Consider the following 15,905-nt stretch of genomic DNA (forward strand, 5'->3'; position numbering starts at 1 on the left):
CGCAGAGCGACATGGTCAATAAACCCAAAACCGGTATGTTAAAAACAAGGCTCCTGTGGGGGCTTGTGCCGGTTATGGCTGTGGCAGGCGTGGCGATTGCCCAGATCCCGCCCGATGAAGAACCGCCCGCACGTCAGGGACGGTATGTCGATTCCCAGAACTACGACCCTGAGCCCTATTATGTTGATGGGGTTGAGTTTAAGCCCTATGTCCCGGAAGGCGCGCGCAAGGTGACGAGCCGCACAGACACGCGACCGGTAGCCCCGCAAACACCACCGGCGACACGCGGCATCGCCAGTGGTCAGCCTGTGCCGGCAACGTCATCTGATGCGGCTGCGTCGGCGACTGTCGCCGCAGCGCCAAGCTTAAAGGGCGCCGTCGGGGACGGTGAAGAGGCGTCTGAGACTGTTGAAGCCCCCAAGGTGCCGGCCAAGCGCCAACGTCATGGGGCGGCCATCATACAGGCGCTGGATAAGGTCACGGCGGAGACCGTGCGCTTTGAGGCGCGGGTCGGCAAACCTGTGCGCTATAAGGGCCTGATCTATACCGTCAAGGCGTGTGAAACGACCACTGACGAAGAGGCGCAAGGGGACATCATCGCCTATATGGAAGTCCAATCCTCGCCGCAGATCACCGAAACCACTAAGATCATGCCCAAGCCCAGGTCGATTTTTCGCGGCTGGACCTATGCGTCGTCACCGGGCATTAACGGGCTTCAGCACCCGGTTTATGACGCCTGGGTGATTTCCTGCCGCGCGCCCTTAGTCCGCAAATCCTAGAACTTTCAGTGCGGTTCGACCGTCTGTGCGGGCGGGCAGATCGTAAAAGTCGGCTTCAATCGTCAAGGCCTGTTTGAGGCGGGTGTGATAATCATCCCGATCGATTTCCTCTGTGCCAAACTGTTTGAGATGATCGGTCTGAAACTGGCAATCCAGCAAGCTGTAACCGCCGCTTTTTAGGCGGGCCACAAGATGGACGAGGGCGATTTTGGACGCATCCGTGGCGCGTGAGACCATACTTTCGCCAAAGAAGGCCCCGCCGATGGCGACACCATAAAGCCCGCCAACCAGCTGGTTGTCATGCCAGACCTCAATACTGTGGGCAAGGCCGCGCGCGAACAGGGCCTGATAAAGGCTCTGGATCGGATGACTGATCCAGGTATTTGGTCGGTCATTAGCGCTTTCGGCGCACAGTTCGATGACCTGACTGAAGGCCGTATCGACGCGCACTTCAAATGGTGTAGTGCGCACTGTGCGTCTTAAGCGAGATGGGATATGGAAGCCATCAAGCGGCAATATTCCGCGCTTGGGCGGATCAACCAAAAACAGATAGTCGTCATCACGCGCATCCGACATAGGGAATATGCCGTTGCGATAGCTGTCGATCAGGTCGTCTAAGGTGAAGCTTGGCACTTTGCCCCGCTAAAGTACGGGTGCAGGGGCTTTACGCCCCTGCTTCCTGAGCCTTGATCCAGTTTTCCAGCCAGTGAATGTTGTAGTCACCACTTTGGATGTCTTTTTCATTCAGCAGGTCGACAAACAACGGGATCGTTGTGTCTATACCGGCGACCACGATTTCCGACAGAGCGCGCTTGAGGCGGGCCAGGGCTTCGGGGCGGTCGCGGCCATGCACGATCAGCTTGCCCACCATCGAGTCATAATAGGGCGGGATCGCATAGCCGTTATAGATGGCCGAATCCATACGCACGCCTAAGCCGCCGGGGGCGTGATAATCGGTGATCGTGCCGGGTGAGGGCACAAAGGTGCGGGCGTTTTCAGCATTAACGCGCACCTCGATCGAGTGGCCTTTGATGGTGATGTCGTCCTGCGTGAACGACAACGGCAAACCCGCAGCGATGCGGATCTGCTCACGCACCAGATCAACCCCAGTGACAAACTCAGTCACCGGATGCTCGACCTGAAGACGGGTGTTCATCTCGATAAAGAAGAACTCGCCGTCCTCATACAGGAACTCAATCGTACCGACGCCGAGATAGCCGATTTTGCGGATAGCATCGACGACGACCTTACCGATTTTGTCGCGGGCAGCATCGTCAATAGCGGGCGAGGGCGCTTCTTCGAGTACCTTTTGGTGGCGGCGTTGCAGGGAGCAATCACGCTCGCCGAGATGCACGACATTGCCGTGGCTGTCGGCGATAACCTGAATTTCAATGTGACGCGGCTTCTGGAGGTAGCGCTCCATATAGACCGTGCCATCACCAAAAGCGGCAGCGGCTTCGGATTGCGCGCTCATGACCGCTTCGGACAGGGATTCGCGATCTTTGGCGACCTTCATGCCGCGACCGCCGCCACCGGCAGCAGCCTTGATGATCAGCGGGAAGCCGATGTGTTCGGCGGCCGCCAGAGCTTCCTCGACCGTGGCGACGCCACCGTCTGAGCCCGGAACAACCGGGATGCCGGAATCCTTTGAGGCCTGCTTGGCGGTGATCTTATCGCCCATCAGGCGGATATGCTCAGGCTTTGGGCCAATAAAGGTCATGCCGTGAGCACCGACGATTTCGGCAAAGCGGGCATTTTCCGACAGAAAGCCATAGCCCGGATGGATCGCCTGTGCGCCGGTGATTTCGGCCGCGGCAATGATCGACGGGATATTCAGATAGCTTTTGGAGGCTGCGGGCGGGCCGATGCAAACGCTTTCGTCGGCCAGATGGACATGCATGGCATGGCGGTCGGCTTCACTGTGCACGGCGACGGTCGCAATGCCCATTTCCTTACACGCACGAATGACGCGAAGGGCGATTTCGCCACGATTGGCAATGAGAATCTTATCAAACATTTTGTGTTTACTCGAACGCGATCAGAGGCGCGCCAAATTCGACGGGTGCGGCATCCGCCACCAGAATTTCGGCCACCACACCGTCCTTGGGCGACGGGATCGGGTTCATGGTTTTCATGGCTTCGACGATCATGATGGTCTGACCGGCCTTAACACGATCGCCGACCTTGATAAACACCGGCGCGCCGGGTTGCGGCGACAGGTAAGCCGTGCCGACCATAGGCGAAGATACCACATCCTTGGCGGCAGCTTTGGGGGCCTCAGCGGCGGGTGCGGCAGCCGGGGCTGCGGCTTGCGGTGCCGCCACGGGTGCGTGCGCCACAGCGTAGGTCGCGGTCGGTGCGGCGGTCAGTTGACGCGCGACGCGGATCTTCAACTCACCCTGTTCGACTTCGATTTCGGACAGATCCGTTTCCTTGAGGATATCCGCAAGTTTGCGTACCAGACGCGGATCGATGGGGTCGGAGGAACCTTTGGGAGAAGACATTTTTTTACCTAAAAGCTTGTTAATTCTTATGGTTGTTCAATAAGGCGTAGAACTGCCGATATGGCCAGTTCATAACCAATGGGGCCGAAACCTGCAATCACCCCTTTGGCCACATGAGACACATAGGTGTGATGGCGAAACGCTTCGCGCGACGCCGGATTGGACAGGTGACATTCGATGATTGGCACGGTCAGGGTTTTCAGCGCATCCAGCAACGCCACAGAGGTGTGACCGTAACCGGCAGGATTGATAATGAGTGCCGCCGCATCTGTGCGGGCCTCATGTATCCAGTCGATCAACTGACCTTCGTGATTCGATTGAAGGAATATCAGCGTGTAACCGGCTGCCGTCGTCAGGGCTTCACAGGACGCCTTGATGTCGTCAAGGCGAATATACCCATAAATTTCCGGCTCCCTGACCCCAAGAAGGTTGAGGTTGGGGCCATTAAGGACATATATGGACTTAGACATGACACCGCCAATTGACTGGACGGTTCTTGTATCGTGTGAAACTCACGTCCACAAGCCGAACATCGGTGAAACGGCGTGAAAAGTGGCCAAAATGGGCCGAAAAGCGGCGAAAAATGGTAAAAATCCTGCTGAATGGCGAATCCAGAGAGGTTGGCGCGGCGAATATTCTGGCCCTGATCGAAGAGATCGGAATCGAAGCCCGTAAGCTGGCGGTCGAGCAGAATCTCGAAATCGTGCCACGTTCACAATATCATGAGACGGCTATTCATGACGGCGACCGGATAGAGATCGTCCATTTTGTCGGCGGTGGATAAGGGACTTCGCTCAAAAGTTTCGGCGGCATAAGCCGCCAAATATATTTTGAGCGGCTCAATATCGAAAATCTCAAACTCGGGGCGGCCCTTCGTTTGAGACTTGCTTTAATTAAGGTAGTTATCATGGCTTTGGATCAGATTGTGACGAAAACAGACGACACATGGATCGTGGCGGGGCGGACGTTTTCATCTCGCCTGATCGTCGGCACCGGCAAGTACAAGGACTATGCCCAGAACGCGGCAGCCGCGCGGGCGTCGGGTGCTGAGATCGTCACGGTCGCCGTCCGCAGGGTCAATCTGACCGATCCGAACCAGCCGATGCTGATGGATTACGTGAAACAGGACGAGTTCACCTATCTGCCTAACACCGCCGGATGTTTTACCGGCGAAGACGCGGTCAGAACCTTACGTCTGGCGCGTGAGGCTGGGGGCTGGAACCTGGTCAAGCTTGAGGTGCTGTCCGACCCCAAAACCCTCTATCCCGATATGGAAGAAACCCTGCGGTCGTTAAAACTGCTGGTCACAGACGGGTTTGACGTCATGGTCTATTGTTCGGACGATCCGGTCTACGCCAAAAAGCTGGAGGAAGCGGGTGCGGTTGCCATAATGCCCTTGGGCGCGCCGATCGGATCGGGCTTAGGTATCCAGAATAAGGTCACCCTGCGCATTATTATTGAGAACGCCAAAGTGCCGGTGCTGGTCGATGCTGGTGTCGGTACGGCGTCGGATGCGGCGGTCGGTATGGAACTGGGCTGTGATGCCATCCTGATGAACACCGCCATTGCTGAGGCCAAAGATCCGATCCGCATGGCCGTGGCCATGAAGCACGCCGTCATTGCCGGTCGCGAAGCCTACCTGGCCGGGCGTATGCCGAAAAAGCTTTATGCCGATCCGTCATCGCCGCTGGCGGGGCTTATTTAGCCATATCTGTCAGCGCCTCGCGCCATTGCTGGGCGATGGCAGCGGGGACAAAGCGCGACATAGCGGCGGTCATTTGGGCGCGGCGGTCTTGGCGCTCAGCGTCTGGCATATCGATCAGCCGGATCATGGCGGCGGCGATCTCAGACTCGTTTTCGGCGTCAACACCCAGCGCGCCATCGCCCGCCACTTCTTCGAGGACGCTATCCTTGGTGACCAGCGGCACCAGACCATAACGAATGGCCTCAGCCACCGGCATCCCAAACCCTTCGAGCAAGCTCGGCAGGACAAAGCCCGAAGCGTTCTGATACAGCCACGCCAGTTGGGCGTCCGAGACATATTTCAGCATGACCACGCCTTCGGTCTCAAGGGCGGCCTTTTGGACAGCCTCAAACCCCGGTTCTTTTGAGCCGCACAGCACATAGTTGACGCCGCGTTTGGCGAGGCCCGACTGCGTAAACGCTTTCATCGACCGGATCTGGTTCTTACGGGTGCCCAAAGCGCCCACGGTGAGCAAAAATGGGCCTTTGACGCCTTCGACCGGCTCCGCCTCGCCGCCGGAGACATCCTGCCGGATGGCGGGATAGATCACCCGTTCACTGGCCAGTTTGGCACCCGGATAACAGGCGGCAAACGCCTTTTGCGTGGCCTGACTGACGAAGATGACGTGCGGGCCGACCGCGGCAATCTGTTTATAGATATGGTCGTAAATCGGGCGGGTGTTGGGATCGAACAGATCGGGATGCGTGATCGGGCCGACATCGTGGCAGATGACCGCATCCGCCGCGGTCAGCCGGGTTGAGGGGATGCTGAACGGGTCCATATGCAGCAGGGGCCGCGCCGGTCGGTGCGGTGGCAACAGCCCGAACGGCCCGCCCAAAGCCTTACCCGTCACCTGAAGGTGCTGGATGCGGCCCAAAGCCTTACCAAACAGGCGCTGAGGCGGGGTCTTGCTGTGGTAATAACCGTAGTAGGTTTCCCCCAGCAGATCACCGCACGCGTCGATAATGTCCTTGCCGATGAAATATTTACCTGTCCGATTATAGATGGACAGGGAAAATTCGACATCGAACAAAGGCGTTGCGGCAGATTGGGTCAAGATCGGTCCGAGGGTTTGGCGTAAGACGCAATCAATGATTGCTTTCGCTAACCTTACCATAGCCGGTCTTAAAAACCACTGAATTGTCGCGGTGCAACAAAGCCTATTTGGTGGTGAGCTTGGCCCGCTGCGCTTCGATGGCAGTTTTGAGGCCGTTCATATCGGCGCCATTGACGACCACGCCGCCGACGATAAAGGTCGGCGTGCCATTGATTTCCAGTTGGGTGCCCAGCTTTTCGACGGCGTTAATGTGATCCTGCACCGCTTCGGATTTAGCCTTGGCGGCTATGGTCTGAGCGTCGAAACCCATCTGAGTCAAAGCCTGTGCGACCTCGGCTTCGGTGGTGAATTTCGATGCCATAAAGGCGTGATGGACTTCGGCGTAGCGGCCGCTGTCCTTGGTCGCCAGTGCATAAGACGCAAGCGCGCGCGAGGATTCGGCGATGATCGGATACTCCTTCACGACCACCCGCACGTCCTTGTTTTCCGCCAGAAGCTGCTCGACCTGCGGCGTCGACAACTTACAATAGGCGCAGTTGTAATCGAGGAATTCCACGATGGTGATCGGCCCGTTCGGGTTGCCCATGACCGGATCGCGGGCATCGCTGTAGAGAGCCTCATGATTGGCCTTAATAGCGATATCAGCGGCTTTTTGCTTTTCCGCGGCCTTAACTTCGTCCAGCTTTTTAATGGTGTCTTCGAGGATTTTGGGCTGGTTGGCGAGGCCCTGACGCACCTGAAGGCTCTGGACGCCCGGCACCACATAGGGCGCACCGGCCAGAATGACGGCCACAACGCCCAGCGCTATGGCGATGTTGGGTTTGCTGAACCATGAAGCCACGGATGCGGTGGCGGGTTTCGTCTCAGGAGGCGTGTCGGTCACGGGCGGGACTTCTTATTTTTTGGTTTTTGTAACCTCTTCGACCGGGTCAATGCCCATGGCCGCAGAGGTGGTGATGACGATATCGCGGGCGCGACGGAACTCAGGGGAGTTCTTATCGAGATTCTTTTGAGACCATACCGCAAAGGTGCGCGCCTGACGGAAATTGCCGTTGAAGAACTCGGCTTCGGCTGAGGCAAGGCGCGCCTCACCGGCACGGCCCAAGCCGTCATAGGCCTGCGCCAAAAGTCGCCAGGCAAAGCTGTTGTCGTCTTCGGCTTGCAGCGACAGTTTAAGCTGCCGGATGGCTTCCTCTGCGTCGTCCTTAGTGCCGGTCGCAATCAGGGTCTGGCCAAGATTGAGGTGCAGCAAGGGCGCCCCCGGCATTAGTTCAACCGATTTCAAATGGGCGGGCTTGGATAGTTCCGCCTGACCGGTCTCGAAATAAATCTGGCCCTTAAGCTCCCACAGATAGGGATTATTCGGCTGTTCAGCGAGGAGCTTATCCAGTTCCGTCAGCGCCTTTTGCACCTCAGTCTGCTTATAATAGGCAATCACGCGGGCATAACGGGCCGGGTAGGACGTATCCGTTTCAGGATATTTCTGAAACACGAACTGCGCGGGATCAAGAAAGCCTGACAGCTTGGCGCGCACGATGGCAAACTCATTAATCGTCGACTGACTATCCTTGGCATTATAGTGCGACTGCTTTGATACCAGCGCCCGCAGGGTTTGGATGCGTTCGCGCGACAAAGGGTGGCTGCGGAAATATTTGTAGCGTTCGGCATTGGAGAAGGTTTCCGACTGGCGGAATTTATCGAAAAATTCGACCATGCCTTCACCGGACATACCCGCACGCTCTAACGCGGCAATCCCGGCCAGATCAGCCGCCGATTCCTGCGTCTGCATATACCGCAAAGCGCCCAATGTACCGAAGGTCGAGGATGACCCCAGCAACGCCACCCCCGCATCCGGCGCACCGGCCAGAATACTGATGATGCCAAGGCCCAGCGATATGGCCATCGGAGTCTTGGCGGCCTGATAGATTTCGTCCGAACGCACGGTATGGCCCGCACTTTGGTGGCCGGCTTCGTGCGCGATAACACCCAAAAGCTGGTTCGGCGTCTCGGCTTCCATGATCAGGCCGGTGTTCAGGCCGATACGCTGACGTGAGGTGGCAAAGGCGTTGAGATCATTGGAGGCAACAATCAGGAACTGCACCTGATCGGGGTTTAGATAAGAGGCCTCAAGAACCGTGCGGGATTCTTTTTTCAGGAAGGCTTCGATCTCAGTGTCGCGAATGACGGCCTGAGCCTGACCAAGACCGGGCACGCATACGGCCAGCAGCGCGACAGCCGCTATGGCCGCCTTGCCTATGCCTTTAAATGCCTGTGGTGTCATCCTTGCGACCTTCACCGAAAACCTGTTGCCCCAGCTTTATCTTAGTCCCTCGCCGGGCGGCGGAATCCGCCGCCTTGGCCACCGCCGCAATGGCGGTTGAACGGAATGATTTAAAGCAAAATCATTCCAAACCTAAATTATGATCTATTTGCGGCTAAGTTAAGGGGGCGGCTTTAAAAAACTCAGGCGCCGGAGAGGTTTCCGACGCCTGAAGTCAATGATTATTTGCGCCACCAGCCACGTTTGGGCTTTTCCGGTGGTGTGGTGATTTCCGCCGGATCGACCACGGACGGCGCCGGTTCAAAAGATTGAACCTCAACCAAAGGCCTCTCCAACACGGATACCGTTGTGTCAACCGGGGCCGGGGCCTCGATTACCTCGGCTTGGTCTGTCGCCTCAGTCATGGGGGCCGTAACCGTTTCGGTTAAGCTTTCCGCCACCACATCCGTTTTCTTGCGACGGGCGCGGGGCTTACGCGTGGTTTTCCCGGCGTCTTCGGCAGCCACCGGCTCAGGTGCCACCTCAACAACTTCGGGCGCGACCGCCGGTTCAACTTCGACGGATATAGTCGCGGTATCATCGGCCACGGTCTCAGCCTCAGCCGCAACCGCAACCTTGCGGGAACGGGTTGGGCGTTTACGGCGAACCGGCGCGTCACTAACCATGTCTTCGGGTACGAGCGACGTCGGTGCCGAACCATCTACCGGCTCAGTCAGGGCGCGCGGAGCGACCTCAACAGAACCAACCGGCGTGATGACATCCATAGCTGTTGATGACACAGCCTCAGCGGCTGACGACCGGTTGCGGCGATTACGCGAACGCTCACGTCGGACGTCTTTAGGAACCCCCTCTGGCAAGGGTGTTTGCTGACTATCAGCCGATGAACTCGCCGCGATCGCGTCGGATACCTGCGGGTCTACGCGTTTTTGCTGCTCATCGAAGGCATCAATCCAGACATAGGGTTCTTCAAGCGACGGCGTGCGAGCGCGCACCCAGCCATAAGGTTCGCGCGGACGGTTTTCCTGACCCGTGCGACGACCCCCACGACGGCCACGACGGCGACGACGGTTGCGGCGGTCATCACTGTCGCCATCGCTGCCGTCACTATCGTCATCGGCCTCAGTGTCAGCCGCTTCAGCGGTTTCAGCATCGGCCTCAGCTTCGCCATCCGGTTCGCGGTTGCCGTTTTCACCCTTGCGGCGGCGGCGGCGGTTGCGGCCACGGCCACGACCATCACGTCCGCCGTCACGGCCATCTTCACGAGACTGCGCACGCTCAGCGGCACCATCATCGTCGGTGTCTTCGCGGGCAATGGCCTCTTCGTCTTCAGCGTCGAGCTCTTCATCCTCAAACACTTCGTCGGCGGCATCGAGCAGAAGGTCGGCCGCAGGCATAGAACGAACCGGCGGCACGAATTCAACTTCGTCAGCATGAACGGTGCGTGTGATTTCAAACTCAGCGTGGGAGAGGTGGTTTTCGATTTCGACGGTGACCTTAAGGCCCCATTCCTCACGCAGCTTGGCCAGATGGCCCTGCTTTTCGTTGAGCACATAAAGCGCCACAGGCTGCGGCAGCTTAATGATGACAGCCCCGGCACCATTTTGCATGGCCTCAAGATCAATAGCGCGCATGGCACCCAGTGCCGATGAATCGACTGAGCGGATGCGGCCCGTGCCTTCACAGTGCGGGCAGGGCGAGGTGGTGCCTTCAAGGAAGCCGGTACGGCGGCGCTGACGCGAAATTTCCATCAGGCCAAAGCCGGAAATCTTACCCATCTGGATGCGGGCACGATCGTTTTCGAGGGCGTCTTTGAGCTTCTTTTCAACCGCACGGTTGTTTTTCGGCTCATCCATGTCAATGAAGTCGATGACCACCAGGCCGGCCAGATCGCGCAAACGCATCTGACGGGCGGCTTCTTCGGCCGCTTCGAGGTTGGTCTTGAGCGCGGTATTTTCAATATTGCGCTCTTTGGTCGACTTGCCGGAGTTGACGTCGATAGCGACCAGCGCTTCGGTCTGGTTGATCACCAGATAACCGCCGGAGCGCAGAGGAACCGTCGGGGAATAAATCTTTTGCAGCATGTCCTCAATGCCATGACGGGCAAAGAGGGGCGCATTGGCACGGTAAAGCTGAATCTTCTTGGCCTGAGACGGCATGATCATGCGCATGAAGTCGCGCGCCGAGCGGTAACCTTCCTCGCCTTCGACCATGACATGCTCGAAATCCTTATCGAACAGGTCGCGGATGGCGCGTTTGACCAGATCTTCTTCTTCGTAGATCAGCGACGGCGCATTGGATTTCAGCGTAGTTTCGCGAATGTTTTCCCACACGCGCAGCAGATAGTCATAGTCGCGCTTGATTTCCTGCTTGGTGCGCTTGGCCCCGGCAGTGCGGACAATCAGGCCCATGCCCTGCGGCACGTCAAGGCTTTGGGCGACGACTTTCAGGCGCTTACGGTCGGCTGAGTTGGTGATTTTGCGGCTGATGCCACCACCGCGGGCGGTATTGGGCATCAGTACGCAATAGCGTCCGGCCAGCGACATATAGGTGGTGAGCGCTGCCCCCTTATTGGCCGCGTTCTTCCTTGACGACCTGAACCAGCAGGATCTGACGACGCTTGATGACTTCCTGAATCTTATAGCGCTTGATCAGGTGGGCGCGCAGGCGGCGCTCTTCGTCCGGCAGATCGTCGCCATCGTCTTCGTCTTCGAGATCATCATCGTGGTGGTTATTGGCGGCGGCTTGCGCTGCCAGTTCGGCCATGAGCTTTTCACGGTCGGCCACCGGAATTTGGTAATAGTCCGGGTGAATTTCGTTGAAGGCCAGAAAGCCGTGACGATTGCCACCGTATTCGACAAATGCGGCCTGAAGGCTGGGTTCTACCCGTGTGACCTTGGCCAGATAGATGTTGCCGCGGAGTTGTTTTCTGGAATGGCTTTCGAAATCAAATTCTTCGACCTGGCTTCCGTTCATTACGACGACGCGAGTCTCTTCCGAGTGGGTCGCGTCGATCAACATAGTTTTCGACATTAATAGACTCTCCGAAGCGCACAGGCCCTGATGACCCAAGGCTCAAGCCTTTGAGTGTTGTCAGGGGGCGCTTTTGGTTGGGGTGATTAAGGCGTGCATATCCATCTGCGGCGCGCTTTCGGGCGCGCTGGTCGTTTAACGACCGGGATGGATTGAATAAGGCACAGCCCATAGGGTGTTATTCCGTTGTACTTTTGCGTAAACGCCCATACGGGCCTACGCGGAATCTTTTTTAGGGGGCGCTCATTCAGGGATTGAAGGTGATAGCACCTTAAAAATCGCCTGACGCTCGCCGGTAGGATGTTCCGCCGCAATAGCGGTTCAACCTTGAAATGTGTGTTTGCCTGACTTTGGTTTAAACCCGGTGCATCCGGATTTTTTGAAAGACTGGCGCTATTCATGACCGAAAATTGCCTTAAGTCTCAGCTAAAAGACATTTCGGGTTCATGTGAAGCCACAATGCAACATGGCTCTAAAATCGCATCGTCGTCAATTATTTTCTTGTGTTAACGCAATGGCTACCCGTGCGGGGTTATAGTCGCTCCAACATAAAAAATAAGATGTGTGGAGTTTTGAATGATCCGGGTGCTCAGGCATTTGGTCGGCTATGATTTTCATAAGGCCGTAAAAATAGCGACCGCGTCGGTTCTGGCCGCCGTGATCTGCATCGGTGTGTCCGAAGTGACCTCCGTGCGAGCGGCCACGGATGCGACCGCTTCCGGCGATGTGGTCAAGGTGCGTCTGGGCGGTGATAAGGCTCAGACCCGGATCGTGCTTGAGCTTAATCGCGCCGCCAAGGGTAAGCTTTTATCGGCAGATACGGCCTCATCGGCGGTGCTGGATTTGAGCGATGTGCGCATGGATGGCCCATTGAGCGGTGAGGGCCGGGGTCTGGTTTCCGGCTGGCGTGTTGAAAATCAGGGCGGGGCTGTGCGCCTTAAACTCAGCTATCAAGGGCAGGCTAGGATAGCGCGCCGGTTCATTCTGCCGCCCGCCGATGGCGTGGGTGTCTATCGCTATGTGATTGATGTGGTGCCTGCTGCGGTCACGCCTCCGGGTGATGAGGCCACGCGCCTTTTGATACCGGACACCACCAAAGCCTCTGCGGCGACCCAGTTAAAGGCCGAAGTGCCGCTGCGCCGCTCATTGAAAAAGATTGTGGTCATTGATGCGGGACACGGCGGTAAAGATTCCGGCGCTTTGGGGGCGTTTTCTTATGAAAAAGACGTCAATCTGGCGGCGGCTAAGGCCTTGAAGGCCAAGCTCGAATCGACCGGGCGCTATAAGGTCATCATGACGCGTGAAACCGATGGGTTTGTCGATCTGTCGGCACGAGTCCGGATTGCCCGCAGTGCCTATGCCGATCTGTTTATTTCGCTCCATTCCGATTCGGGGCCAAACAAAACGACTCGTGGCGCCAGTATCTATACCCTGTCTGATTCGGGCACTGAGCGGGCAGCGCGTAAAGCCTTAGTGCGTGGTGACTGGTCTTTGGCCGAGCGTCCGGCTGATCAAATGGTCAATCGTATCCTCATTGATCTGACGCAACGCGCCACCAAGAACCGCTCGGCAACCTTTGCTCAGGTCCTACTCAATAACATTGGCGATACGACGCCCTTGCTGAAAACCAGCCACCGTCAGGCCGGTTTTGTGGTGCTTCTGGCGCCAGATGTGCCTGCGGTTTTGCTGGAAATGGGCTTTATTACCAATGCGATGGATGAAAAACTTCTCAACGATTTGGCGCAACGTAATCGCATGATGACGTCGGTCGCCAAATCGATTGATCAGTATTTTGAAAATGATGTGCGCTATGCCTCATTTGTCATGATGCCCAAGTCTGGCCGCTAAACCAAAGACGGGGAGCTAAGCTTAAGCTATCAACCCAAAGGCCCTGCGGTTAGCGCGGGGCCTTCTCAATGCCCGCAAGCTTGTGGCGGAATTGTCAGGCTGAGGCGCCTTTGACGCCATTCGCGCGAAATGCGATTGCCTAAGTTGGCAGGTTTGATAAATACGTAGCCTTAATTAAGGTGATCCTGGCTTCAGGCGGGGGGCGTGACGGCGTTTTTGTCAGCCGGCCTTGAACGGTCAGGATCGGAGGCGCAGCAAGTTGAAATCAGCCGAACGATGGTTTGCCATGGCAGGGGTCGTGCTCATGACGGTGATCGCCGTCGCGGGCTTTGCGATCGCAATCTATGCCGCGTGGCTGTTTCATGACCTGCCCGATGGTACGGAACTGGCGGATTATCGTCCGGCGACCTCGACGCGCGTCTTTGCCTGGGACGGCACCCTGATCGGGGAATTTGCCAAGGAGCGGCGCATCTATGTGCCCTATGATCGCATCCCGCCGCGTCTGGCGCAGGCCTTTCTGGCCGCCGAAGACCGTAATTTCTTTGCGCACTCAGGGGTTGATGTCGGCGGCTTAAGCCGAGCGGCTGCCAAAAACGTCGTCAACTTTGCCGAGGGCAATCGCCTTGAAGGCGGCTCGACCATAACGCAGCAGGTCGCCAAGAACGTCCTTTTGACCAATGAGCAGACTCTGGGCCGTAAGCTTAAGGAAGTTATTCTGGCCCGTCGGCTTGAAGCCTCGCTGGATAAGAAGCAAATCCTTGAGCTCTATCTCAACGAAATCTTTCTGGGCTACCGCTCCAACGGGGTCGGCACCGCCGCCTATAACTATTTCGGTAAGTCGGTTGATGAGTTGTCTTTGAGTGAAATGGCCTATCTGGCCGCCTTGCCCAAGGGACCGTCCAATTACCACCCAACCCGCCGTAAAGAACAGGCCATCGACCGCCGCAACTGGATTTTGGGTGAAATGGCCAAGGTCGGCTGGGTTACCCCGGCAGAAGCACTGGCGGCGTCCAAAGAAGACCTTGTGGTGCAGGCAGCCCCGGCACGCGCCAAATACCGCGATGCTGACTATTTCGTCGGTGAGGTGGAGCGCCGTGCCCAGAATATTTTCGGCGATGAGATTTATTCGAGCGGTTACTACCTCAGAACCACGCTTGACCCAAAGCTGCAAACCGTAGCGCGGATCGCGCTGATGGACGGTCTGGAGCAATATGACCGCCGCCACGGCTGGCGCGGCGGTTGGGACAATATTAAGCTGGAAGACGGCTGGAAGGTTGAGGCTCTGAAACGCGCGGCACCGGCTGAACGCGAAGATTGGCAACATGCCATTGTTGAAAAGGCGTCTTCGTCTTCGGTCAGCATAATCACCGCGATCGATGGCACGCGTGGACGTCTGGCCGACAATGATGTGATTTGGGCGTTCGCGGGTAAGGGTCTGAAGTCCGGTGATTTGATCTTCGTGTCTGAACAATCCAAAGGGCTTTTCAGGCTGCATCAGGTGCCTGCGGTCAATGGCGCGCTAGTGGCGGTGGATCCGTGGACCGGGCGGATCGTGGCTATGGTGGGCGGCTATAGTTACTCTCTGTCGAAATTTAACCGCGCCGTTCAGGCCAAGCGTCAACCGGGTTCCGCCATCAAGCCGTTTGTCTATGCGGTCGCTCTGGAGAATGAGTTTACGCCCGCGTCGATTGTTATGGATGCGCCTATTTCAATGGCCGGTGCCAATGGCGCGAAATGGTCTCCGCAAAACTATACCCGCCGTTATTACGGCGCGCAGACCCTGCGCAAGGGCCTCGAATACTCACGCAACGCCATGACCGTGCGGCTGGCACAAAAGGTCGGCATCAAGACCGTCTCGCAAAAGATCGCCGAATATGGCATTTCCGATAACCTGCCCGCCGTCTTGCCGATAGCACTTGGGGCAGGCGAGACCACGCCCTATAAACTGACCGCGGCCTATTCGATGTTTGCCAATGGCGGTCGTAAAATTCGCCCGCACCTAATAGAGGTGGTGCAGGACCGTGAGGGCGGTGTGGTCTATAAGGCCGAAGCCCGTAAATGCCCCGGCGCCTGTAAGCGCGCCTTTGACGGCACGGAATCGCCTAAGCTGTTGCCTGATGGTTCCCCCGTTATTGACCCGATAACAGCCTATCAGATCACCTCTTATCTTGAGGGTGTGGTTCAGCGTGGTACAGCCGCACGGGCCTCGGTTCTGGGGCGCCCGATTGCGGGTAAGACCGGCACCACCAATGAATACCGCAGCGCCTGGTTTGTTGGCTATTCACCCGATTTGGTGGTCGGCGTCTTTGTCGGTTTTGACGATAACCGCTCACTGGGTGAGGGGGAGACAGGCGGAGCTTCGGCCTTGCCTATCTTCGTCGATTTCATGCAGCAGGCATTGAAGAACAAGCCCGTTAAACCGTTCATGAAGCCCAAGGATGCGGTCTTTGTTTCGGTGCGCGGCTATGAAGAAGCGTTCCGGCCGGGTACTGAGCCCAAGCCGGTCGTGACGGCGGCACCTTCCGACATCGAAGGGCCCAAGCCCTATACCGAGGTTTGGCGCGATGGCCTGACCGAAGAGGTGCCGTCTCAGGACGCCGCTCCTGAGCGCAAGCCCTATGTGGATGAGGCTGAGCCCATTCTTTATTAACTTGCCTTGAGG

At 57.3% G+C, this 15,905-nt stretch carries 14 protein-coding genes; 5 read left to right on the top strand and 9 right to left on the bottom strand.

Annotated features, from left to right (window positions below; translation table 11 throughout):
• Window positions 1–11 precede the first annotated feature (11 nt).
• Window positions 12–779: a DUF2155 domain-containing protein gene (locus OVA03_RS01835; RefSeq protein WP_267526525.1), complete on the top strand. Its 768-nt coding sequence runs from the start codon at window positions 12–14 to the stop codon at window positions 777–779.
• Here the strand turns inward: OVA03_RS01835 and aat are convergent.
• From aat to aroQ, 4 genes are read right to left on the bottom strand one after another with little or no spacing between them, the layout of a single operon-like run.
• Window positions 762–1,412: a leucyl/phenylalanyl-tRNA--protein transferase gene (aat, locus tag OVA03_RS01840; protein ID WP_267526526.1), complete on the bottom strand. Its 651-nt coding sequence runs from the start codon at window positions 1,410–1,412 to the stop codon at window positions 762–764. The genes OVA03_RS01835 and aat overlap by 18 nt on opposite strands.
• Before the next feature lie 31 nt (window positions 1,413–1,443).
• Complete coding sequence (accC, locus tag OVA03_RS01845) at window positions 1,444–2,796, bottom strand: acetyl-CoA carboxylase biotin carboxylase subunit (protein WP_267526527.1); 1,353 nt, start codon at window positions 2,794–2,796, stop codon at window positions 1,444–1,446.
• A gap of 7 nt (window positions 2,797–2,803) precedes the next feature.
• Window positions 2,804–3,283 carry an acetyl-CoA carboxylase biotin carboxyl carrier protein gene (accB, locus tag OVA03_RS01850; protein WP_267526528.1) on the bottom strand — a complete coding sequence of 160 codons (480 nt, stop codon included), beginning with the start codon at window positions 3,281–3,283 and terminating at the stop codon, window positions 2,804–2,806.
• Between the two features lie 26 nt (window positions 3,284–3,309).
• Complete coding sequence (aroQ, locus tag OVA03_RS01855; protein ID WP_267526529.1) at window positions 3,310–3,753, bottom strand: type II 3-dehydroquinate dehydratase; 444 nt, start codon at window positions 3,751–3,753, stop codon at window positions 3,310–3,312.
• A 113-nt stretch (window positions 3,754–3,866) separates the two neighbouring features.
• On the opposite strand from aroQ, the gene thiS reads away from it, so the two are divergent.
• Both thiS and OVA03_RS01865 read left to right on the top strand, forming a co-directional pair.
• Entirely contained in the window at window positions 3,867–4,067 is a 201-nt protein-coding gene (thiS, locus tag OVA03_RS01860; protein WP_267526530.1) for a sulfur carrier protein ThiS, read from the top strand.
• 123 nt (window positions 4,068–4,190) lie between these two features.
• On the top strand, window positions 4,191–4,988 hold the full coding sequence (locus OVA03_RS01865; protein ID WP_267526531.1) for a thiazole synthase: 798 nt from the start codon (window positions 4,191–4,193) through the stop codon (window positions 4,986–4,988).
• Here the strand turns inward: OVA03_RS01865 and OVA03_RS01870 are convergent.
• The 5 genes from OVA03_RS01870 to OVA03_RS17020 all read right to left on the bottom strand — a co-directional run bounded on the left by OVA03_RS01870 (window position 4,981) and on the right by OVA03_RS17020 (window position 11,395).
• Window positions 4,981–6,084, bottom strand: a complete 1,104-nt coding sequence (locus OVA03_RS01870) for a glycosyltransferase family 4 protein (RefSeq protein WP_267526532.1) — start codon at window positions 6,082–6,084, stop codon at window positions 4,981–4,983. The two genes, OVA03_RS01865 and OVA03_RS01870, sit on opposite strands and share 8 nt — an antisense overlap.
• Window positions 6,085–6,187: 103 nt before the next feature.
• On the bottom strand, window positions 6,188–6,967 hold the full coding sequence (locus OVA03_RS01875) for a DsbA family protein (protein WP_267526533.1): 780 nt from the start codon (window positions 6,965–6,967) through the stop codon (window positions 6,188–6,190).
• Between the two features lie 12 nt (window positions 6,968–6,979).
• Complete coding sequence (locus tag OVA03_RS01880) at window positions 6,980–8,365, bottom strand: M48 family metalloprotease (protein WP_267526534.1); 1,386 nt, start codon at window positions 8,363–8,365, stop codon at window positions 6,980–6,982.
• Window positions 8,366–8,586: 221 nt separating this feature from the next.
• Window positions 8,587–10,908 carry an Rne/Rng family ribonuclease gene (locus OVA03_RS01885; protein WP_420710458.1) on the bottom strand — a complete coding sequence of 774 codons (2,322 nt, stop codon included), beginning with the start codon at window positions 10,906–10,908 and terminating at the stop codon, window positions 8,587–8,589.
• A 22-nt stretch (window positions 10,909–10,930) separates the two neighbouring features.
• Entirely contained in the window at window positions 10,931–11,395 is a 465-nt protein-coding gene (locus OVA03_RS17020) for a hypothetical protein (RefSeq protein ID WP_420710459.1), read from the bottom strand.
• A 576-nt stretch (window positions 11,396–11,971) separates the two neighbouring features.
• Between OVA03_RS17020 and OVA03_RS01890 the strand changes: the two genes are divergently transcribed.
• Both OVA03_RS01890 and OVA03_RS01895 read left to right on the top strand, forming a co-directional pair.
• Window positions 11,972–13,243 (top strand): N-acetylmuramoyl-L-alanine amidase family protein, encoded by a 1,272-nt coding sequence (locus OVA03_RS01890; RefSeq protein WP_267526535.1) that lies wholly within the window; start codon window positions 11,972–11,974, stop codon window positions 13,241–13,243.
• Between the two features lie 304 nt (window positions 13,244–13,547).
• Window positions 13,548–15,893 (top strand): penicillin-binding protein 1A, encoded by a 2,346-nt coding sequence (locus OVA03_RS01895; RefSeq protein ID WP_267526536.1) that lies wholly within the window; start codon window positions 13,548–13,550, stop codon window positions 15,891–15,893.
• The last annotated feature ends 12 nt before the right edge of the window (window positions 15,894–15,905 follow it).

The organism is Asticcacaulis sp. SL142, assembly GCF_026625745.1.
Lineage (GTDB): Bacteria > Pseudomonadota > Alphaproteobacteria > Caulobacterales > Caulobacteraceae > Asticcacaulis.